Source organism: Bacillus cereus group sp. Bc010 (assembly GCF_027716745.1).
In the GTDB taxonomy this organism is placed as follows: Bacteria; Bacillota; Bacilli; order Bacillales; family Bacillaceae_G; genus Bacillus_A; species Bacillus_A pacificus.
On record NZ_JAQFUY010000005.1, the window covers coordinates 164,403 to 184,330 of the forward strand.

A 19,928-nucleotide genomic window follows, 5' to 3' on the forward strand; every position below is an offset into this window, starting at 1 on the left:
GGATTTATGCATCACGTTTTTGTGTATGGCACGCTAAGAAAAGAGCAAACGAATGCTCATTATATGCAAGGTGCAATATGCATTGCAGACGAAGCATGGACGTATGGCGAATTATTTGATACAAACGAAGGGTATCCAGCGATGATTTGTTCAAATAAAGATAAGGTATATGGAGAAGTTTATGAAGTAAATGATGCTGTTCTGCAAAAATTAGATGAACTGGAAGAATACACAGGTAATGCAGAGAGTGATTTATATGACCGAATCACCGAAACAATATACTTTAGTGATAGAGAAATACGTGCATTTGTGTATGTTGCTCAAGACAAAGAGATGCTGAAGAAAGTTATCATTTCTGGTGATTGGGTAGAATATCAAAAAGGACAATAAGAGCAGCCGTAGAGCAGATAGTGGGATTTTCCGTTATCTGCTTTTTGTTTTACTACTTCCAAAATTCTTATTATTTTGATAAATTGTGAATATAGGGAATTTCATAGGTGTCAGAAAATTAGTCGGTCACCTACAGCGGGAAAACTTATTACAGGAGGAGAATAATGAACGAATTAGATGTGAGGGAGTTTTATCAAAAACAATTTGAACTGTCGAATTACGATATAAATACAGAAAGCTGGTTAGAGCAGCTCGCTAAAGAAGTTAAAGAGCAAATTGGACATCCATTTCAGTCGATGTTAGAACTGGGAGCAGGAAATGGCGGTTTTGCAAGGGCGATGTCTAAGTTACGTGTAAAGATGACTACTGTTGAGCTTGTACGAGAGTTAGTTATGTTTGCAAAAGAGCATTCTACTAATGATATTGCTATTCATTGCGCTGATTTTTATAAAATTAATTTTGAAGAAAAGTTTGATGTTGTTAGTTATTTAGATGGGTTTGGTGTAGGAACAGATGATGAACAATTGATTCTATTGAAACGGATTAAAAATTGGATGAAGGATGATGGATGTGCACTTATTGATATTTATCAACCATTGTATTGGAAAAAGGTAAGTGGACAAGAAATGCTCTTAAGTTCAGCTATGCGAAAATATGAATATGATAGCATAAATGAAAGAATGTTAGATCATTGGTGGCATCCTAATAATCCAAATGATATAGTTACACAGTCTTTACGTTGTTATACGGTAGATGAGATTAGTAATCTATGTGCTGAAGCTGGTCTAAGTATAGTTGGGATTTTCCCAGGAGGAGCGTATGACTTTGAAGAGGGAAAATATAAAGAGCAAGCGTCGTTAAATGAATGTTTATCATATCTAATAAAAGTAAAAAAGAGTAAGGATTAAATTCCTTACTCTTTTTTGCTTCTATAGTGTGAATCATTGACTGTCTTTCGTATTTAATTGTCGTTCTTTTTTAATTCTTATAGATCTTAGTACGATCCCAATTCCAAGAAATATAATAGTAGCAACGACTCCACTAATAGGGTTTAACCAAAGATCACTACTGTTAGTAAGTGCAATGATCCCTGTTATTGTAACTAAAACAGTAGGAACGGCATCTTCAATTGCATGCATGATAACGCATGGCCATACTGACTTTGTAAGTCTATATATTTCAACATACATAATAGACCAAGAAACCATAAGTATGCAACCGGATAAAAGCATATTTAACCTTGAAATAGATTCGAAATATTCATTTGGTAAAAAAACTAAATAATAAGCGGCATGCCAAAGAGCCCAAACTAAACCAGAAATAATATAAATAAACCAATCGTTTAACTTTAGTTCAATGAGCTTAGGAGTTAAATAACCGCGCCATGAAAACTCTTCAAAAATATTTTTAATAAAGTTACCAATAGTAGACATGAATATGAGTGACAATAACGAATATATTTCAAAACTAGTTATGTTTGCTACTCCAAAAATAAGTGCTAAACTTATCGTTATTACTGTAACGAACGGGTAAATTAGTATCGCAACGAAGTACCATTTAAAGTTTGCCTTCAAATTTAGTTTTATACCAAAATCATTCCAATCACGGCTAATAACTCTAAGGAAAATACATGAGAGGAAAGGTAATATTAACCACAGCCCCATGCCTAAAGAGTTTCCTTCAGGCTGATCTGTTAGAAAAGAGTCTAGAATTACGCCAATCCAGCCACTTGCCAATACAATGAACACAAAAATAAGTAAATGTAACTTAAGGGGTTTTCTTTTGGTAGCAGTCATTTTGAATAGACTCCTTTACTTTTATTTTTGTTTTTGTGATTTTAGTTATTTTATAAATGAAATAATAGATATCTAGAAAAGAAGCTGGAGAGTATGTAAGGGGAACTTAGTTAGATAGTATAAAGTCCTTTTAATCAATAGAAAATAGCAGCTTTTGTATAAATCACTTTATTATATGTGTAGTTGTATGATTTAGATGTTATATATTCTTATAATGTAAAAATATCATTTGAATTTCAATATTAGAAAGGTGAAAAGTAAGTTTTTTCAGAAAAAACAAATTAAGTCCTTGACTTTATAAATGGATTTTTAATACAATTATATTTCGACTGAAAATTTAGAACGGACAGGAGGGAATCATCATATGAACAACATTTTTGAAGAAGAGTTACAAAGAATGAAAGATACATTACGTACGATGGATGATCAATTAGAAGAGCTCGAAAACATTCCGGTTTATTATGGCGATGATTTTAAAGAACAAATTCTTGAAAGTATGAGGGAGTCTAATAGACAAAATTTACGTATTGGTGTACAAGAGCCGTACTTTGGAAGATTAGATTTTCGAGAGGATGGTAAGGAAGATGTTATGCCGATTTACATCGGTAAAGTAGGTGTTTCAGATAAAGATACGATGAAACCAATTGTAATTGATTGGCGGGCACCTGTCGCAAGTATGTTTTATTCATTTACCGGCGGTGATGAATTAGCGTTTTATCAATCACCAGACGGATTAGTAGAAGGTGATGTTTATTTAAAGCGAAACATCTCTATTCGAAAAAGAGAATTAGAACGTGTTGTTGATACATATGTGAAAGGAAATGAAGATGTCTCGCATGCCGATGATTTTCTTCTATATCGATTAGGTGAGAATAAAGATAATAAACTAAAAGATATTGTTTCGACGATACAATCGGAGCAAAATGATATTATTCGTGCGGAAAGAAACTTACCACTACTTATTCAAGGGGTTGCAGGAAGCGGTAAAACAACGATCGCTTTACATCGTCTTGCTTTTTTAATTTATGAATATCGTGAGCAATTAGAAGCGGAGAGAATGATTGTTTTTGCTCCGAATAGTCTGTTTTTAGATTATATTTCGAGTGTACTTCCTGAATTAGGTGTCGGGAATATTAGTCAAACAATATTTCCAGACTGGGCATTACGTACGTTAGATGATTCGGTGAAACTGAAGCAGACAGAAGAAAAATTGAAAGAAGCATTTTCTATTAATCGTGATGAAAGAAAGATTATGCTTGGTAAATTGAAAGGTACGATAGAATTTAAGTCCTTTATTGAAGAGAAAATGGTTCAATTTGAAAAAGAACTAGTACCAACAAGTGATTTTGAGGCATGGGATAAGGCTGTTATTCCAGTGGAAGATATAAAAAAATGGATGCAAGTTGAATATAAACATTATCCATTAAAGAAAAGAAGAGAACGTTTAGTTGGCCGAATGAAGCGATGGATTGAAATTGAACTGAAAAAATACGGAGAAACAAATGAGAAGAAATTATTAAAAAAAGAAGCGACAAAGAGATTGAACAGTTATATGAAGTTTTGGCCGAAAATGAGCTCGCTTTCAATATATAGTTCAATATTGAAAAGCAAAGAAATACTCGAAGTATTACCCGAGGAACTTGTGAAAGAAACGGAGAAGAGTTGTCGTAAAAAAGAAGTGTATGTAGAAGATTTGCCAGCTTTAATTTACATACATCATCGCATAACAGGTATTGAAATCGGGCAGAAATTTCATCACGTCGTTATTGATGAAGCGCAAGATTTCTCACCATTTCAAGTTTATGTATTAAAAGAAATTACACTAGGTAACTCTTTCACTATATTAGGTGATTTATCTCAAGCAATTTATGATTATCAAGGGATTGAAGATTGGAGTGCTTTTAAGGAAGTATTCCAAGAAACAGGTTATTATGAACTGACGAGAAGTTATCGCTCTACAAAAGAAATTATAGAATTTGCGAACGGAATAATTAAAAATGCAGAGATTCCAGTAGGGCTTGCAATGCCAGTTTTCCGTAGTGGTGAAGAAGTGAAAATAATTCATACAGAAGAACAGTTTACTGAAATTGTAAAGACATTAAAACATCTACAAAGTGAAGATGTGAAAACAATTGCGGTAATAGGAAGAACAGACGGTGAGTGCCGCGATATATATGAGAAATTAACAAATGCAGGATTGGCTGTAAACTTCATTGAAGCAGATCAAAGTAAATATGAAGGTGGTATTTCAGTAGTACCTGTATACTTAGCGAAAGGGTTAGAATTTGATGCTGTTCTACTCATTGATGTTGATGCAGAACATTATAAAAATACGAAACATGATGCAAAGTTATTATATGTTGGATGTACAAGGTCGCTTCATGATTTATGGATTTTCCATAGCGGGGAAGCATCTCCGTTAATTAAGAAATAAAAATTCAAGAGGCTTTTCTAGTAATGAATAGGAAAGCCTCTTAGTTTATCACGCTTTAATGGGCAGTAAGACCCCCACCTCAAAATGCAGCGAAAGTAAAGAAGTTAGGTGGGGCGCGGGCTGATTAAAGTTTCACTTTATAAATATATAGGAGACATGATAATGATTACAAAAGTAATAACAAAGAGAAATTGGGAAATCGCAAAGATAAATGGAGAGATTAATGAAGTTTCACTAAAAGAAGAGGGATTTATTCATTGTTCATTTTTAGAACAAGCTTTAAACGTTGCGGAAAAATATTTCATTCATGAAGAAGATGTTTTATTACTGACAATTGATCCATCCTTAGTGAAAGCAGAAATAAAATATGAACTTGCTTCTAACGGCCAAGAATATCCGCATGTTTACGGAGCAATTAATATAGATGCAATTATAGATGTTGTTCCATTTCCTAAGGAAAAAGGGGAATTTATATTACCAGAGTAAACATTTTGAAAGGAAGAAAATCATGATAAGGGACGCAACGGAAAAAGATGTAACATACATTTTAGATATTTATAATGATGCCATACTAAATACAACAGCTGTATATGCATATAAACCTGTAACCTTTAAAAATAGAATAGATTGGTATGAACAGAAAAAGGCTGATGGTTATCCGATTTTTGTATACGAACTAGATAATAAAGTAGTAGGATTTGCAACATTTGGTCCGTTTAGAGCTTGGCCCGCCTATAAATATTCAATTGAACATTCTATATACATTAATAAGGAATATAGAAAAAGGGGAATTGGGACATCTTTAATGAAAGAACTGATAGCCATTGCACGGGAAAGAGAGTATATGACTTTAATTGCTGGAATTGATGCGGAAAATGAGAGAAGTATTGCTTTACATGAAAACTATGGATTTGTTCATGCAGGGACGATTAAAAAGGCTGGTTATAAGTTTAATAAATGGCTAGATTTAGCTTTTTATCAATTGGAGCTTAATGGCCCTAAAAATCCTTTAGAAGAATAGAGATTTTTCGTAAACATGTATCTTTTAGGTAGCAAGGAGCAATTCATGTTACCTTTTTCCTTTTGTAATATCCGATTTAATCTACTAAAAAGGGTTTATACATTCTATATTGAATTATTAAAGGTGATAAAACGATATGAAATGAGGAATGAAAATGGAAACTGTCATTCAAAAAATGAAAGAGATACAATCTAATCATGTTGGAATAGCTATTTATTCTACAAAAAACAATCGTATAGTTGCTTCATATAATAGTGAAATAAATATTCCGTTAGCATCGGCAGCAAAAGTAGTAATCGGATTTGTAGTAGCGCAAATGGTGAAGGAAAATACATGTAATTGGAATGATATACTTCAGCATGTTAAATTTAATCCAAATGAAGATAGTGCGCAGTTGTATCCACATTTACAAGGAAGAAGGACTTTAACACTTAGTAAAGCAGTAGAAGTAATGATAGCATGTCATGATAGTTACGTTGCACAGTCAGTTGTAATGTACTGTGGTGGATGGGATGCTGTGAAAATGTATGCCCAAACGTACTTTTCAAAAATTCATATACAAGAGGACGCTAGGGATGAGAAAAATGTTGGAGAATTAAATGAGATTCTTTCACTTTTAGTACATATTTTTCAGGGTTATAAATCAGAAGCAGAATTATGGGAACCAATTATTAGCGGCATGGTAAGACAGCAAGGTGAATATGAAGGAATACATTCATATCACTTAGCTCATATGACAGGTGGACTATCTTCAGCTGCAATAAATATTGGTATAATAGGAATATTCAACAAATTCCCGTTTCTTTATGTTATTGGGGGAAAAGATTTACCTAATCGACGTGAAAATAAAGAGGTAGATGAAGCTTTTGCAGTAGCTTTGAAATACATATACAAAGAATATAGTGAAAGTATGCTAGGAGTGAGCAATTGAAAAGAAACTTAAAGACATCAACAATCATTATTTTAATTGTAACGATTATTGCTCTTGAAGTGGGTATCGCACTATACGATCACAATTTGTCATTAGATACCATTTATTTTGCAGCGATCCTCATTTGTATTGTATTACTTTTTGGCACACGAGTTTCTGAAGAGAAAGAAAGTACATCGAAAGAGAGACGAAGAAAAACAGGTCTTCTATTTTGGCCATCTATTTTACTATCTATCGCTTCTTTTGCAGTTATAAGTTATATAAGAGTAGGCTATGTTTCTGTGCCAGGGATAATTGGTTTTTCATGCTTTATTACTTATGGTGGATTCGTATGTATTAGTATTTTAAAAAGGAAAAGTAAAAATAAAAGGTAACTTACTAAGTTGAAAGGAAGAAATATATGAAACATATAGAGAATGGTACTCGCGCTGAAGGAGAATACATAAAAAATAAGGTCATTCAATATAACATGTCTATTTTAACAGATGAAGCAAAACAGCCGATGGAACAAGTAAGTTTTGTTCTGAAAGATGAGGCTGGGAAAATCTTTGGCGGGGTAACAGGAACGATGTATTTTTATCATCTCCATATAGATTTTTTATGGGTTGATGATTCAGTTCGTCATGATGGTTATGGTAGTCAACTATTACATAAAATTGAAGACATTGCGAAGGAAAAAGGTTGTAGATTAATATTATTAGATTCATTTAGTTTTCAAGCGCCAGAATTTTATAAAAAGCACGGCTACCGAGAATATGGTGTTGTTGAAGATCATCCTAAAGGCCATAGTCAACACTTTTTAGAGAAGAGGTTATAGGCATCAGGATGAGTGGCAATCATATAATCGATAGTTTGGAATCCTAATCCTTTTAAATAATTTGCTACTACTTTACCTTTTCCGTTGTTACCACCATCAATAAGGATTGTTTCGCCACTTGGAGATTTAATAAAAGTAGCATCACCTTGTCCTACATCAATATAATGAACTTCTAACTCGCCTTTAGGCTTAGGAAAAGCCGGACGGAAACTAGGTCCTAATACACGAGCTAAAAATGCAGCGAACTGTTCACGAGTTACTTTTACATCTGGACCAAATGTACCATCAGGAAATTCAGCTGTAATATTATTTTGAGCTAAAATTTTGACATAATTGTAACCCCAATGATTAGGTGGAACATCAGGGAAATTGACGTCTGCACCTGTAGGTTTCAAATTAAAAGTTTTAACTAAAACTACTGCCATTTCTTACAAGTAATTCAAAGTTTAATAGGTAAATATTTTATTAGTTGTTTTGTATTTCCATAAATTTGTTAATTTGAAATGATCTAACTTAATAGAGGAGATAGGAAAGGTATTAGAGAATTGTTTATATTGCAATTGTAAAATCCATATTGTAAATTTATAAAATCATTTATAATAATTTATAATATGTTAAATGGGAGAAAGAAAATGTATACGTATAAATTACAAGATGAGAAACCAATCTGTTCAGAAAAATTAAAGAGGCTTTACGATTCTGTCGGTTGGTGGCCAGAAAGAAAAGAAATCGATATTCAAAAAATGTTAAAAAACAGTATAGCAATTGGGGTATGGAAAGAAAATGAGTTAATTGGTTTTGCTAGAGTTGTTTCAGACGGTGTTTTTCGAGCGTACTTAGAAGATGTTGTTGTGCATGAGAGTGTAAGAAATAAAGATATTGGTGAGAAGATGCTTACAATGTTGCTTGAAGAGATATCTCATATCAATATTGTGAGCCTATTTTGTGGAGAGAAACTTATAAAGTTTTATGGTCAACAGCAATTTCAAGTGACGAAACAAATTGTGATGCACCGTAATCAAATAGTGAAAGAATAAGAGGTGACAATTAGAATGATTGCGACAAGAGCGTACTGTTTATCGAAAAGAAAAGCGACAGAAGATTCTCCTGATGGTTGGAATGCAACATGTATGAGGCTTAATAATAAAATCTTTGCGATATTGAACCATGAAGAAGGCGAAAAAGCGGCAATAACATTAAAATGTGATCCAGAACTTGCGCTAAGATTAAGAGAAGAGTATCCAGAAACAATCATTCCGGGGTATCATATGAATAAAAAACATTGGAATACGGTGTATATACATAAAGATGTGGAACAGATGCAAATTAATAAGATGATTGATTGGTCGTATGATTTAGTTCTGCAGTCATTTTCAAAGAAAAAGCAGCAAGAGTTATTAGATTAATATGTATAAGGGGTGGGTGTGTTGAAAGACACGATTAAAGATACATATGATAAATTAGCGAGTACATATAAAGAAAATCTAGATGTCGCAAATCCATATAACAGCTATTATGAAAGACCAGCGATGATAGAGATGATTCCAAAGAAATTAGAAGGGAAGAGTGTGCTAGATGCTGGGTGTGCAGCTGGATGGTATACTTCTCAATTTGTAGAAAGTGGAGCAAATGTAACAGCAATTGACGTAAGTTCTGAAATGGTAAAAGCTGCAAAGGAAAGTATGGGTGATAAGGCAACGTTTCTTTGTCATGATTTGCAAGAAATATTACCGTTTGAAGATCATACTTTTGATGTAATTGTAAGTTCGTTAACCCTTCATTATTTAGAAAATTGGAATCAAGTATTTCAGGAGTTTCGTCGTGTACTGAAGCCAGGTGGAGAATTTATATACTCCATTCATCATCCTTTTATGGATTTTACAAAGTTTACTTGTAAAAATTATTTCGAAAAACAATTATTATTAGATACTTGGGTTAAACCAAACATTACAATTGAAGTTGAATTTTTTAGAAGGTCACTTCAAGACATTGTTAATGAAACAACAAATTATTTTGTGTTGGAAAAAATAGTTGAGCCGAGGCCAGTTGAAAAGATGAAAGAAGTAAATGAAAAATCTTATCATTATTTAAATACAAATCCACATTTTCTTATTGTTAAAGCAGTGAATAAATAGCTAGTAAAATGATTATATTTTACTAGCTATTTTGCAGTTTTAAATGATGAATTAGGAGTTTTGAAATGAATATGAAACGGAATAGATTACTATACGCAACGTTTACAATCCTTGTTATTATTTTAGGACTTAGTTCAAGAAAGTTTGCTTTTGCGCTGCCGGCTCTATTAAATAATTATTTAGGTGATGCTTTATGGGCGTTAATGATTTTCATTGGATTCGGATTTTTATTTCCTAAAATAGAAATGAAGAAATTGGCTCTTATTAGTTTAATGTTTTGCTACGGGATTGAAGTGAGCCAATTGTACCATGCCGAATGGATAGATAGCATTCGTGCAACGACTTTAGGTGGACTCGTGTTAGGTTATGGTTTTTTGTGGAGTGATTTAGTGGCTTACACAATTGGTGTTGGAATAGGATTTCTTTTTGAGTTGATTTTATGGAAGAAATAAGTGAGTTTAAATGGGGGGATTTATTATGAGGAATATATTAGAAATTGTGAAATTTTGGTTTTATGATTATGATGTCACAGCTACTGAAATAAAAGCAAATGTAATAAAGATTCATTGTAATAATAAATCCTATATTTTAAAGGAGAAGGGATCAATAAAACAGCTTTTAGTTGAAATAAACGTATTAGAGCAGCTTGAGGAAAAAGGGGTTAAAGTACAAAAATTAGTGAAAACAAGTAATAGTGAAAAGTATGTAGTTTATAAAGAGAGATATTATTGTCTATACGAATATGTTGTTGGAAGTGTACTTGAAATAAAGGATCCAGAAAATCTAAAAAATCTAGGAAGCTTAATTGGAGAAGAAATAGCTAAGTTACACCAAGCACTTAATTCGGTGAATAGTAATAATGAGTTAGTAAAAAGAGATTTGTATAAATTGGTATACGAATGGGCTTTACCTAATTTAGAAAAGAATGAGCATGTTGATCAGGATGTAGTTCGAACAATGAATCAAATACATTCAGATTTTAAGAAAACTATTACCTCTTTAAGAAAACAAATCATTCATCGCGATATGCACTTATCGAATGTGATTTTTAAAGATAATGAATTTCAAGGATTTATAGATTTTGAGCTTTTAGAAAGGAATGTTAGAGTATTTGATTTATGTTATTGCTGTACAAGTATTTTGAGTGAGTTACATAGTGATGCGGAATTAAGAGGGAAGTGGCAACATATCATTAGCAAAATCTTTGAAGGATATAATAAGCAAAGTATTTTAACGAGAGAAGAACTACAAGCCATTTGGTACGTTATGCTTTCAATTCAAGTTATCTTTATTACTTATTTTGTTCAGTTACCAGATTTACTAAAATTAAATGAAGAGATGTTTTTCTGGATTTTTGCTAGTAAAGAAACTATTGAAGAATTAATAGAAAGGAGTGTGCAAACATGAAAAAAGTTATATTAATAGGTTCTGGTGGTTCAGGGAAATCTACATTAGCAAGGCAGTTAGGAAATAAATTAAATATTAAAGTACATCATCTTGATGCGTTATTTTGGAAACCGAATTGGGAAGGGGTACCGAAAGAGGAGCAAAGAACGGTTCAAAATGAATTAGTTAAAGAAGATGAGTGGATTATTGATGGGAATTATGGTGGGACAATGGATATAAGAATGAACGCAGCGGATACAATTATCTTTCTTGATATTCATAGAACAATATGTGCTTATCGTGCTTTTAAAAGAGTTGTACAATATCGGAATAAAACAAGACCGGATATGGGCGCGGGATGTAAGGAAAGATTTGATTTGCAATTTTTTAAATGGATATGGGAATATCCTAAGACGAAGCGACCTACAATTTTAAAGAAGTTAAATCAATTGAGGAAGGATAAAGATGTTATTATTTTAAAATCTACAAATGAAGTAAGACTATTTTTAGAGAAGTACGATGCTATAAATAGTTAGATTATAAAAAGAAATAACCTGGGGGGATAGAATTGGATAGATTTATTAGGCTAGTTGATTCTAATATGGTGAAAATTCCAACAGGAAAAGTAGAATTAAGAGATGATCGAATAAAGAAAGAATGGAAAGTCCAAGTTAATTCGTTTCTTCTTGCAAAGTATGTTGTAACGATGGAATTGTATGATGCGATTACGAATCATACATCAAATTTATCCAAAGATAAATACAAACCAGTTGTAAATATCTCATGGAATGATGCCATTATGTTTTGTAATCTGCTTTCAAAAAAAGCGGGGTTAAAAGAATATTATTCTATTAATGACGGTGGTCAAATTGTTAGTTGTAATTTAGATTCAGATGGGTACCGATTACCTTCAGAAGCAGAGTGGCAATATGCGTGTAAAGCAGGAACTACTGGATACATATATGGTGAATTGAAAAAGATTGCTTGGTATAATGAAAATTCAAACGGACAAATTCAAGACATCGGTAAAAAAGTGCCGAATGCATGGGGTTTGTATGATATGTTGGGGAACGTTTGGGAATGGTGTTATGATTTGTATGATGAAAAGGTGTATGGAGCATACCGGATTTTTCGAGGTGGTAGTTGGGCTGAAGAAGCTAGAGGTTGTGGCGCGACTTGTCGTCGCCGTAGTCATCCAACATTTTATATAGATGACCTTGGATTTAGGCTCGCTAAGTCCATTTAGAAGAATTATAAGTGCAAAATAATGTAGAGAAGATTTAAATTAAGGAGTGTTTAAAGTGGCACGTGTTTTATTCATTAATACTGGATCAGAAGGACATATAAATCCAACGTTGCAAGTTGTAGAAGAATTAGTTTCACGCGGGGAAGAGGTAGTTTATTTTTCAATAGAAGCTTTCAGAGAACGTATTGAAAAAACAGGGGCTATTGTAAGAACAATTGACGACCAAAGATTTATAAAAGCATTTCTTTCCGGTGGTCGAAATTATTTGCAAGAAAGAATAAACGGTCTCTTATATACAGCAGATGTGGTAATACCTAGTGTTTTAGAGCAAATTGAAGGAGAGCAGTTTGATTACATCATTCACGATTCGATGTTTGGGTGTGGTCGTTTAATTGCTCAAATTCTAAAGCTTCCAGCAATAAATTCTTGTACATCTTTTGCGCAGGATGAAAGATCGTTTGAACAAATGTTAGATCACTTGTCTAAAAATATACCAGTGGAAGTTCAAGATAACATACATAATGATTTTGAACGCTTAACAAAAGGAATTTCAGAGAAATATGGTGTTGAAATAAACTCAACGTATGAAGTTTTTTGTAACCCAGCACCACTCACTATTGTGTATACGGTTAAAGAGTTTCAACCTTTCGGTGATACGTTTAATGAAACATATAAATTTGTAGGCCCATCTATTTCTGCACAAGTAAAAAATGAAGACTTTGATTTTATTTCAATTGAAGAAAAAAGCCCGATTTACATTTCGCTAGGCACTGTTTTTAATGAAGCGCTTGATTTTTATAAACTTTGTATGAAGGCGTTCGAGAATAGTGATTATACAATTGTGATGTCTATTGGTAATAAAACGAACATAAGTGATTTAGGTGAAATTCCTAAAAACTTCATTGTAAAAAATTATGTGCCACAAACGAAACTACTTGCATATACAAAGTTGTTTATTACACATGGCGGAATGAACAGTACACATGAAGGATTAAATTACGGGATTCCACTCATTGTAATTCCGCAAAGTGCAGATCAGCCAGTAATTGCAAAGCAAGTAGAGAATCTAGGAGTTGGGATTAAGTTATCTATGAAAGAATTAACTGTAGAACAACTACGTGAAAGTGTAGAACTTGTATTAAATAATCCATCATATAAAGAAGCTGCGTTGCATTTGAAGGAGTCATTTCGAAAATCTAGTGGGCATAAACAAGCTGTTGATGAAATTTCTACATTTGTAGGTCAGTAATATCAGTAATAATAGAAGATTATTTATGAGAAGAGTGTCTATATGAAATAGTCCAGAGTTATAAAGGAAATGGGGATCCAAACTGGATTTATGCCTTATCATTATGGAAAACAGTATAAGCTTTACTAAGATATAAACTAAGAGATAATGGGCTTTGATGCAAAAGGACATCTTGAGAATTCATTTTTCTATTAATAAAAAGGGTAGTATATGAATACATAATGTAGTTTCATATACTGCCCTTTTTATTATGATAATATTTTCGTCATAAGTATATGTGGAATACCGTCTTCCATAAATATATCAGAAGAAGTTTGATAACCTAATTTTTTATAAAATCCTTCAGCCTGTGTTTGACCGTGTAGTTTTACTTTTGTAGATTCTTTTTCACGAGCAATTTCTTCTAACGCTTGAATAATTACTTTTCCTAATCCATATTTACGATAGTCTTTTAAAATACAAATACGTTCTAATTTTCCAGCTCCATCAACAAATCGTATGCGACCTGTACCAACGGGAAGCTCATTATAATAAACTAAAATATGTTTACATGTCTCACCAATTTCATCGAATGTATCGAATTCGTCTTCAAGAGGGACATTTTGTTCTTTTACAAATACTTCTTTTCGAATGTAGAAGGCAGTTTCTAAATCTGTACGTTCTGTTATGAGTTTGGAGTGCAATTTGTTCAGCCCTTTCTAGTGTAATGTACTTTTATTTTCATAGTATATCATAATGATACGTAGTAAAGAGAAATATAAAAAGCTGACTGTAAGAGTCAGCATCCATTATAATTCCTGTATCCCGTTTTTTGTTCCAATAATCGCCTTACTAGTCATATTAACAAACAATCCGGTTTCAACTACACCAGTAATCATTTTTAAATGATTGTGTAAATTGGCAGGATTCGTTATGTTATGAGGGAATACACAATCAATAATCATGTTATTATTATCGGTTATAAATGTTTCATTATTTTTTAAGCGTAACGTTGTTTGACAACCTAAAGATTGAATTTTACTTTCGGTTTGTTTCCATGAAAAAGGTATGATTTCAACAGGTAATGGAAAAGTACCTAAATGCGTTACAAGTTTTGATTCATCAGCAATGATAAGTAGTTCTTTAGAGGAGGAGGCAACGATTTTTTCACGAAGTAATGCGCCACCCCCTCCTTTTATAAGGTGTAAATTTGAATCAATTTCATCCGCTCCATCAATTGTAAGATCAAGACTTTGTATGTCGTTTAATGAAATTAGTGGGATATTTAGTTGCTGAGCTAATACTTCAGTTTCTTTTGATGTCGGGACAGCTTGAAATGATAGTCCTTCTTTTACACGTTCACCTAATTTTTCTATCGTCCAGTATACGGTAGAACCTGTACCAAGCCCAATCTTCATTCCATCTTTTACGAAAGTTGCAGCATATTCACCAGCGAGTTGTTTTAAATTCATCGATTTACTCCGCCGGGCGTGGTCCAGCATCAAGACCTGAATTTTCAACTGTAAGTACCGGACGAACTACTATATCCTTATGTACACGCATTTGACAAGATAATCGTAAATGATCTTCAATCCCTTTTTCTGTCATCGCATTTTTTTCCTTTGCATTCGCTTCACAAAAATCACCTGCTATAATTTCTACTCTACAAGTTGTGCAACGTGCTTTTCCGCCGCAACGATGGAGTATGTTTACACCGTTGTCTTCAATTGCTAATACTAATTTTGTGCCTTCTTGTACATCAAAAGTTCCCGTACCTTCAATTGTTAATTTTGGCAAATTTGTTCCTCCTCACGTAAAATGGTACATAACATATTTATGACCGCGAATTATTGAACATAAACATAATTTTTTTATATGCCCCGTAACTTTTTTATTTGTTGAATCGTTAATTAAGTAAGCGCTGAAAAGGAGTGGTTATTTTGTGCACAAAAGTTACTCATATTTTAAAGAATCATATCGATATGAATCATTCAAATATAAATTTTTTAATTGAGCAATATGGAGAGTTAAAAAGATACTGTACTTTTTTAACGAAAAACAAATGGGATGGGGAAGATCTCGCCCAAGAAACAGTGTGTAAAGTACTTCAAAAATATAGAAATAAAGATATTTGTATGGCACTCGTCTATAAAATAGCAAGAAATCGTTGGTTAGATCAGATGAAGTCTAAGTCTGTTCATGAAAAAATAAGAGAACAAATCACTTTTGAAGAGCCACAAGAGAATATTGCAGATTTGCATGAAATGGTAGGGAAAGTATTATCTTCATTAACTGTACAGCAATCCACGATTTTATTATTAAAGGATGTTTTTCAATATAGTATCGCTGATATTGCTAAAGTATGTTCCGTATCGGAAGGGGCAGTAAAAGCTTCTTTGTTTCGGAGTAGAAATAGGTTGAAAACTGTAAGTGAAGAAGGGATTGAGATAGTTGAATTCACAGATGATATGGAAGTTGTAGTGACGTCTATTCGAGAGGAGAGACCGGAATTATTAACGAAACTGCTTCCGACAATAGATTTTACTAAGTTACCATCTAAACAGCCAGTCTTATTATTTAATGTGAAACAATCCTCTTCCTACAGTTGTATGCTTTGCGCGGCATAAAAATTATTGGAGGGATTTAAAATGAATGCAATTCCATATGTAGTAGAACAAACAAAATTAGGAGAACGTTCCTATGATATATATTCAAGGTTATTGAAAGACCGCATTATTATAATCGGTTCAGAGATTAATGATCAGGTTGCGAGCAGTGTAGTAGCGCAATTATTATTTTTAGAAGCGGAAGATGCGGAGAAAGATATATTTCTGTATATTAATAGTCCTGGCGGCTCAACGACAGCAGGATTTGCAATATTAGATACAATGAATCTTATTAGACCGGATGTGCAAACGCTTTGTATGGGCTTAGCTGCATCATTTGGTGCCCTTTTACTATTAGCTGGTGCAAAAGGAAAAAGATTCGCGCTTCCTAATAGTGAAATCATGATTCATCAGCCACTTGGCGGTGTAAAAGGGCAAGCAACAGAAATCGAAATTACAGCAAAAAGAATATTGAAATTGAAGCATGACATTAATAAGATTATTGCTGATAGAACAGGACAGCCAATCGAAAAAATAGCACATGATACGGAAAGAGATTATTTTATGACAGCAGAGGAAGCTAAAGAATATGGGATTGTTGATGGGGTCGTTGAGAAAAAATAACATAAACCAGGCTAGAGAATATGCTCATTCTCTAGCCTGGTTTTTTAATCTTTAATCCATTCATCAACTAACGTTTGGTTCTTTTTAATCCATTTTCGCGCCGCTTCTTCGGGATCTTTCGTTTTATTTAACTCGACCATTAATGTACCAAGCTGTTCATCGTTCATTTTCCATTTGTCAAAGTATTTTATGATATCTGGATGATCTTTTTCGAAACCTTTACGAACAGAGTAATAAATGTCATCTTTTTCACCATATACTTTCTTAGGGTCTTTTAAATATTTTAAATCAAATTCTGAAAAGCCCCAATGCGGATTCCAAAGCGTAACAGCGATTGGTTTCTTTTTCGTATATGCTTTCTTTAGTTCACTCATCATCGCCGCTTCAGAAGATTGGACAAGTTTTAGTTTAATATCATATTCCTTCATCGCCTTATTTGTTAAATTCATTAGACTGCTGCCAGGTTCAATTCCGACAATTTTATTATCTAGTTCATCTTTATGTGCATTTAGATCTTCAATGCTGTTTATGTTTTTCACATAAGAAGGGACAACTAAACCTAGTCCGGTTCCTTCATACCATTTTGATTTTAAGACAATATCATCTTTATAACGATCATTTAGTGGTTTATCCGTAACGGGTAGCCATACTTCTAAATTAGCATCAACATCACCGCGAGCAACACCAGTCCAAATTGCCGCTTTTTCTAAATACATAAGCTCAACTTTGTAGCCTTTTTGTTCTAATAGAACTTTCCACATGTTTGCTGTTGCAATGTTTTCTTTCCAACTTGTTACACCTAGTTTAATTTTTCCTTTCGAATTTGCATTTGTTGCATTACATGAAGAGAAAATCATAGTAATAAATAATGCAAGGCATATGAGCCATATTTTCTTTCTCATTAAAAACCTCCTAAGAAACGTTTGCCTTTTTAAATAAATGTATAAGTAAGCATTCTTATTATGAACAGAAACGAGAATTTTAAAGAAATCTTATAAATGTTATTTTTATGTAATATTTCTTTGCAAAATCGCAACACTATGTGAATAGATGGGTAGAAAAGGAGTAGTGACATGGATAATACAAAGGTACGTGTTGAAAACGTAACAAAAGTATTTGGGAAACACCCGCAAAGAGCGCTTACCTTATTAAAAGAAGGAAAAAGTAAATCGGAAATTTTGAAAGAGACAGGAATGAACGTTGGCGTAAAAAAGGCGACGTTCGAAGTATATACGGGAGAAATTTTCGTTATTATGGGATTGTCTGGTAGCGGGAAATCGACGTTAGTTCGTATGTTAAACCAACTGATTAGACCAACAGCGGGGCATATATACATAGATGGAGAAGATATCGCAACGATGGGCAAAGAAGAGTTGCGAAGAGTGAGAAGAACGAAGATGAGCATGGTGTTTCAGAAATTCGCTCTATTCCCTCATCGTACCGTTTTACAAAATGTTGCATATGGTTTAGAAATACAAGGAGTTCCAGTAGAGGAACGAGAGAGAAAAGCGTTAGAGTCCTTGAAATTAGTTGGATTAGACCATCATAAAGATAATTATCCAAGTCAACTGAGTGGTGGTATGCAACAGCGTGTCGGCATTGCGAGAGCGCTTACGAATGATCCGGATGTTCTACTTATGGATGAGTCATTTAGTGCATTAGATCCACTGATTCGAAAAGAAATGCAAGATGAACTGTTAGAATTACAAGATAAAATGGAAAAAACAATTATTTTTATTACGCATGATTTAGATGAAGCCCTTCGAATTGGTGATCGAATTGCGTTAATGAAAGATGGAGAAGTTGTCCAAATTGGAACGCCAGAAGAAATTATGATGAGTCCTGCGAATGAATTTGTAGAGAAATTCGTGGCGGATGTGAATTTAGGAAAAGTAATAACGGCGGAATCTATATTAAAACGACCAGAGACGTTATTAATTGACCGTGGACCACGTGTAGCACTTCAAATTATGAGAAATGCCGGTGTTTCTACAGTGTATGTTGTTAACAAAAAGTATGAGTTTTTAGGAATATTAACGGCAGATGATGCGAGTAAAGCAGTTCAAAAACAGTGGCCAATTGCTGATTTATTACTTACCGATATCCCACACGTGTATTTAGATACTTTACTGGAAGAAACGTATGCGAAAATGGCGGAGATGAAATATCCGTTACCAGTAATTGATGAAAAGAAAAGGTTAAGAGGAATTATTAAACGTGAAAGTGTCATTCAAGCTCTTGCAGGTAATATTGAGGAAGAGGTGAAAGACGATGAATAGTATACCACGTATTCCTTTAGGGGAATGGGTCGACTCATTTGTTGCAAGTTTATATGAGCACTTTGAAGGCTTATTCCGAGGATTCTCTTATATTATCGGCGGATTCGTTGATTTACTCACTAATTTTTTAACAATAATACCGGCTATATTGATGATTATTATTTTGTGTTTCCTCATTTGGTACACAACGAGAAAAGTATCTTTAGTTATTTTTACACTAATCGGGTTATTATTTATTTTAAATATTAACTACTGGGCACAAACGATGCAAACATTAGCCCTTGTACTTACATCTGTTATTATTTCAATCATTGTAGGTATCCCAATTGGTATTTTAGCTTCGCAAAATGAACGGTTTTCAAAATTTTTAAAACCGACATTAGATTTTATGCAAACAATGCCGGCTTTCGTATATCTTATTCCCGCGATTACATTTTTTGGAGTAGGTGTAGTACCTGGGATTATTGCATCAGTAATCTTTGCTATGCCACCGACAATTCGTTTTACTGACTTAGGAATTAGACAAGTTCCAGAAGATTTAATAGAAGCAGCGAATGCGTTTGGCTCTACCGCATCACAAAAATTATTTAAAGTACAATTACCACTCGCAACTGGAACGATCATGGCTGGTGTGAACCAAAGTATTATGCTCTCTTTATCAATGGTAGTAACAGCATCGCTTGTAGGAGCTCCAGGTCTTGGAGTTGATGTATACCGTTCTGTAACACAAGTTAATATCGGAATGGGATTTGAAGCCGGACTAGCCATTGTTGTCATTGCGATTATATTAGACCGCATTACACAAGGATTTCATCAAAAAAGAAGATAAACAAAAAACACACTTTATTATACAAAGTGTGTTTTTTGTTTGAATAAATTATATTCGAACGATAACAGAACCGTCAGCTGACACAAAAACTTGTTTTTTTATTTCATTGATTTAATTCTTCAATGAATAACGATATGTTTGTTTAATAGCGACTTGAAAATCTCTTCTTAAGAAAAGGATTATGTGGTGGAAAAGTATAAGTAATA

The 19,928-nt window shown here is 33.3% G+C and carries 25 protein-coding genes and 1 pseudogene; 20 read left to right on the top strand and 6 right to left on the bottom strand.

Features of this window, described 5'->3' with window-relative positions:
* Positions 1 to 6: 6 nt before the first annotated feature.
* The gene (locus PDQ68_RS09205; protein WP_016717697.1) at positions 7 to 390 is read left to right on the top strand and encodes a gamma-glutamylcyclotransferase family protein; all 384 of its coding nucleotides are present in this window, start codon (positions 7 to 9) and stop codon (positions 388 to 390) included.
* Between the two features lie 164 nt (positions 391 to 554).
* Positions 555 to 1,298, top strand: coding sequence for a class I SAM-dependent methyltransferase (locus PDQ68_RS09210; protein WP_270786661.1), 744 nt, complete (start codon positions 555 to 557; stop codon positions 1,296 to 1,298).
* A gap of 33 nt (positions 1,299 to 1,331) precedes the next feature.
* Here PDQ68_RS09210 and PDQ68_RS09215 read toward each other — a convergent pair whose 3' ends face one another.
* A complete protein-coding gene (locus PDQ68_RS09215; protein WP_016717695.1) occupies positions 1,332 to 2,186 on the bottom strand; it encodes a CPBP family glutamic-type intramembrane protease in 855 nt (284 codons plus the stop codon).
* A 364-nt stretch (positions 2,187 to 2,550) separates the two neighbouring features.
* Here PDQ68_RS09215 and PDQ68_RS09220 point away from each other — a divergent pair, with 364 nt between their 5' ends.
* From PDQ68_RS09220 to PDQ68_RS09245, 6 genes are all read left to right on the top strand, one after another.
* The gene (locus PDQ68_RS09220) at positions 2,551 to 4,620 is read left to right on the top strand and encodes a HelD family protein (protein ID WP_016717694.1); all 2,070 of its coding nucleotides are present in this window, start codon (positions 2,551 to 2,553) and stop codon (positions 4,618 to 4,620) included.
* A 162-nt stretch (positions 4,621 to 4,782) separates the two neighbouring features.
* Positions 4,783 to 5,106 (top strand): DUF952 domain-containing protein, encoded by a 324-nt coding sequence (locus tag PDQ68_RS09225; protein WP_016717693.1) that lies wholly within the window; start codon positions 4,783 to 4,785, stop codon positions 5,104 to 5,106.
* Between the two features lie 22 nt (positions 5,107 to 5,128).
* Positions 5,129 to 5,641 carry a GNAT family N-acetyltransferase gene (locus PDQ68_RS09230; protein WP_061182389.1) on the top strand — a complete coding sequence of 171 codons (513 nt, stop codon included), beginning with the start codon at positions 5,129 to 5,131 and terminating at the stop codon, positions 5,639 to 5,641.
* A 154-nt stretch (positions 5,642 to 5,795) separates the two neighbouring features.
* On the top strand, positions 5,796 to 6,572 hold the full coding sequence (locus PDQ68_RS09235) for a serine hydrolase (protein WP_016717691.1): 777 nt from the start codon (positions 5,796 to 5,798) through the stop codon (positions 6,570 to 6,572).
* Positions 6,569 to 6,946, top strand: a complete 378-nt coding sequence (locus PDQ68_RS09240) for a hypothetical protein (protein WP_016717690.1) — start codon at positions 6,569 to 6,571, stop codon at positions 6,944 to 6,946. The genes PDQ68_RS09235 and PDQ68_RS09240 overlap by 4 nt, the downstream gene beginning before the upstream one ends.
* A gap of 26 nt (positions 6,947 to 6,972) precedes the next feature.
* Positions 6,973 to 7,389, top strand: a complete 417-nt coding sequence (locus PDQ68_RS09245; protein WP_000680402.1) for a GNAT family N-acetyltransferase — start codon at positions 6,973 to 6,975, stop codon at positions 7,387 to 7,389.
* Here the strand turns inward: PDQ68_RS09245 and PDQ68_RS09250 are convergent.
* Positions 7,389 to 7,817 (bottom strand): annotated as a pseudogene (locus tag PDQ68_RS09250) (S-layer homology domain-containing protein); the annotation flags it as partial. The gene PDQ68_RS09245 and the pseudogene PDQ68_RS09250 sit on opposite strands and share 1 nt — an antisense overlap.
* Before the next feature lie 204 nt (positions 7,818 to 8,021).
* On the opposite strand from PDQ68_RS09250, the gene PDQ68_RS09255 reads away from it, so the two are divergent.
* The 8 genes from PDQ68_RS09255 to PDQ68_RS09290 all read left to right on the top strand — a co-directional run bounded on the left by PDQ68_RS09255 (position 8,022) and on the right by PDQ68_RS09290 (position 13,405).
* Positions 8,022 to 8,426 carry a GNAT family N-acetyltransferase gene (locus PDQ68_RS09255; protein ID WP_016717688.1) on the top strand — a complete coding sequence of 135 codons (405 nt, stop codon included), beginning with the start codon at positions 8,022 to 8,024 and terminating at the stop codon, positions 8,424 to 8,426.
* Between the two features lie 15 nt (positions 8,427 to 8,441).
* A complete protein-coding gene (locus PDQ68_RS09260; RefSeq protein WP_016717687.1) occupies positions 8,442 to 8,795 on the top strand; it encodes an MmcQ/YjbR family DNA-binding protein in 354 nt (117 codons plus the stop codon).
* A 21-nt stretch (positions 8,796 to 8,816) separates the two neighbouring features.
* A complete protein-coding gene (locus PDQ68_RS09265) occupies positions 8,817 to 9,524 on the top strand; it encodes a class I SAM-dependent methyltransferase (protein ID WP_016717686.1) in 708 nt (235 codons plus the stop codon).
* A 65-nt stretch (positions 9,525 to 9,589) separates the two neighbouring features.
* A complete protein-coding gene (locus tag PDQ68_RS09270) occupies positions 9,590 to 9,976 on the top strand; it encodes a ribosomal maturation YjgA family protein (RefSeq protein WP_061182560.1) in 387 nt (128 codons plus the stop codon).
* 25 nt (positions 9,977 to 10,001) lie between these two features.
* Positions 10,002 to 10,931 carry a phosphotransferase enzyme family protein gene (locus PDQ68_RS09275; protein WP_061182561.1) on the top strand — a complete coding sequence of 310 codons (930 nt, stop codon included), beginning with the start codon at positions 10,002 to 10,004 and terminating at the stop codon, positions 10,929 to 10,931.
* The gene (locus PDQ68_RS09280) at positions 10,928 to 11,446 is read left to right on the top strand and encodes a DNA topology modulation protein (protein ID WP_061182562.1); all 519 of its coding nucleotides are present in this window, start codon (positions 10,928 to 10,930) and stop codon (positions 11,444 to 11,446) included. The genes PDQ68_RS09275 and PDQ68_RS09280 overlap by 4 nt, the downstream gene beginning before the upstream one ends.
* Positions 11,447 to 11,511: 65 nt before the next feature.
* On the top strand, positions 11,512 to 12,156 hold the full coding sequence (locus tag PDQ68_RS09285) for a formylglycine-generating enzyme family protein (RefSeq protein WP_061182564.1): 645 nt from the start codon (positions 11,512 to 11,514) through the stop codon (positions 12,154 to 12,156).
* A 55-nt stretch (positions 12,157 to 12,211) separates the two neighbouring features.
* A complete protein-coding gene (locus tag PDQ68_RS09290; RefSeq protein ID WP_000124907.1) occupies positions 12,212 to 13,405 on the top strand; it encodes a macrolide family glycosyltransferase in 1,194 nt (397 codons plus the stop codon).
* 248 nt (positions 13,406 to 13,653) lie between these two features.
* Here the strand turns inward: PDQ68_RS09290 and PDQ68_RS09295 are convergent, their stop codons facing one another.
* From PDQ68_RS09295 to PDQ68_RS09305, 3 genes are all read right to left on the bottom strand, one after another.
* Positions 13,654 to 14,088, bottom strand: a complete 435-nt coding sequence (locus tag PDQ68_RS09295) for a GNAT family N-acetyltransferase (protein WP_000555726.1) — start codon at positions 14,086 to 14,088, stop codon at positions 13,654 to 13,656.
* Positions 14,089 to 14,193: 105 nt separating this feature from the next.
* Positions 14,194 to 14,856: a ribose 5-phosphate isomerase A gene (gene rpiA / locus PDQ68_RS09300; RefSeq protein ID WP_001050000.1), complete on the bottom strand. Its 663-nt coding sequence runs from the start codon at positions 14,854 to 14,856 to the stop codon at positions 14,194 to 14,196.
* 4 nt (positions 14,857 to 14,860) lie between these two features.
* Entirely contained in the window at positions 14,861 to 15,181 is a 321-nt protein-coding gene (locus PDQ68_RS09305; protein ID WP_001125397.1) for a 2Fe-2S iron-sulfur cluster-binding protein, read from the bottom strand.
* A gap of 143 nt (positions 15,182 to 15,324) precedes the next feature.
* Between PDQ68_RS09305 and PDQ68_RS09310 the strand changes: the two genes are divergently transcribed.
* Positions 15,325 to 16,011 (top strand): RNA polymerase subunit sigma-70, encoded by a 687-nt coding sequence (locus tag PDQ68_RS09310; protein ID WP_000337484.1) that lies wholly within the window; start codon positions 15,325 to 15,327, stop codon positions 16,009 to 16,011.
* Between the two features lie 21 nt (positions 16,012 to 16,032).
* Positions 16,033 to 16,614 carry an ATP-dependent Clp endopeptidase proteolytic subunit ClpP gene (gene clpP, locus PDQ68_RS09315; protein ID WP_000991618.1) on the top strand — a complete coding sequence of 194 codons (582 nt, stop codon included), beginning with the start codon at positions 16,033 to 16,035 and terminating at the stop codon, positions 16,612 to 16,614.
* Positions 16,615 to 16,658: 44 nt separating this feature from the next.
* Here clpP and PDQ68_RS09320 read toward each other — a convergent pair whose 3' ends face one another.
* The gene (locus tag PDQ68_RS09320) at positions 16,659 to 17,516 is read right to left on the bottom strand and encodes a glycine betaine ABC transporter substrate-binding protein (RefSeq protein WP_001227648.1); all 858 of its coding nucleotides are present in this window, start codon (positions 17,514 to 17,516) and stop codon (positions 16,659 to 16,661) included.
* A 171-nt stretch (positions 17,517 to 17,687) separates the two neighbouring features.
* On the opposite strand from PDQ68_RS09320, the gene PDQ68_RS09325 reads away from it, so the two are divergent.
* Both PDQ68_RS09325 and PDQ68_RS09330 read left to right on the top strand, forming a co-directional pair.
* Positions 17,688 to 18,893, top strand: coding sequence for a quaternary amine ABC transporter ATP-binding protein (locus PDQ68_RS09325; protein ID WP_000370623.1), 1,206 nt, complete (start codon positions 17,688 to 17,690; stop codon positions 18,891 to 18,893).
* Complete coding sequence (locus PDQ68_RS09330) at positions 18,886 to 19,722, top strand: ABC transporter permease (protein WP_001084762.1); 837 nt, start codon at positions 18,886 to 18,888, stop codon at positions 19,720 to 19,722. Before PDQ68_RS09325 ends, PDQ68_RS09330 begins: the two co-directional genes overlap by 8 nt.
* Positions 19,723 to 19,928: the final 206 nt, after the last annotated feature.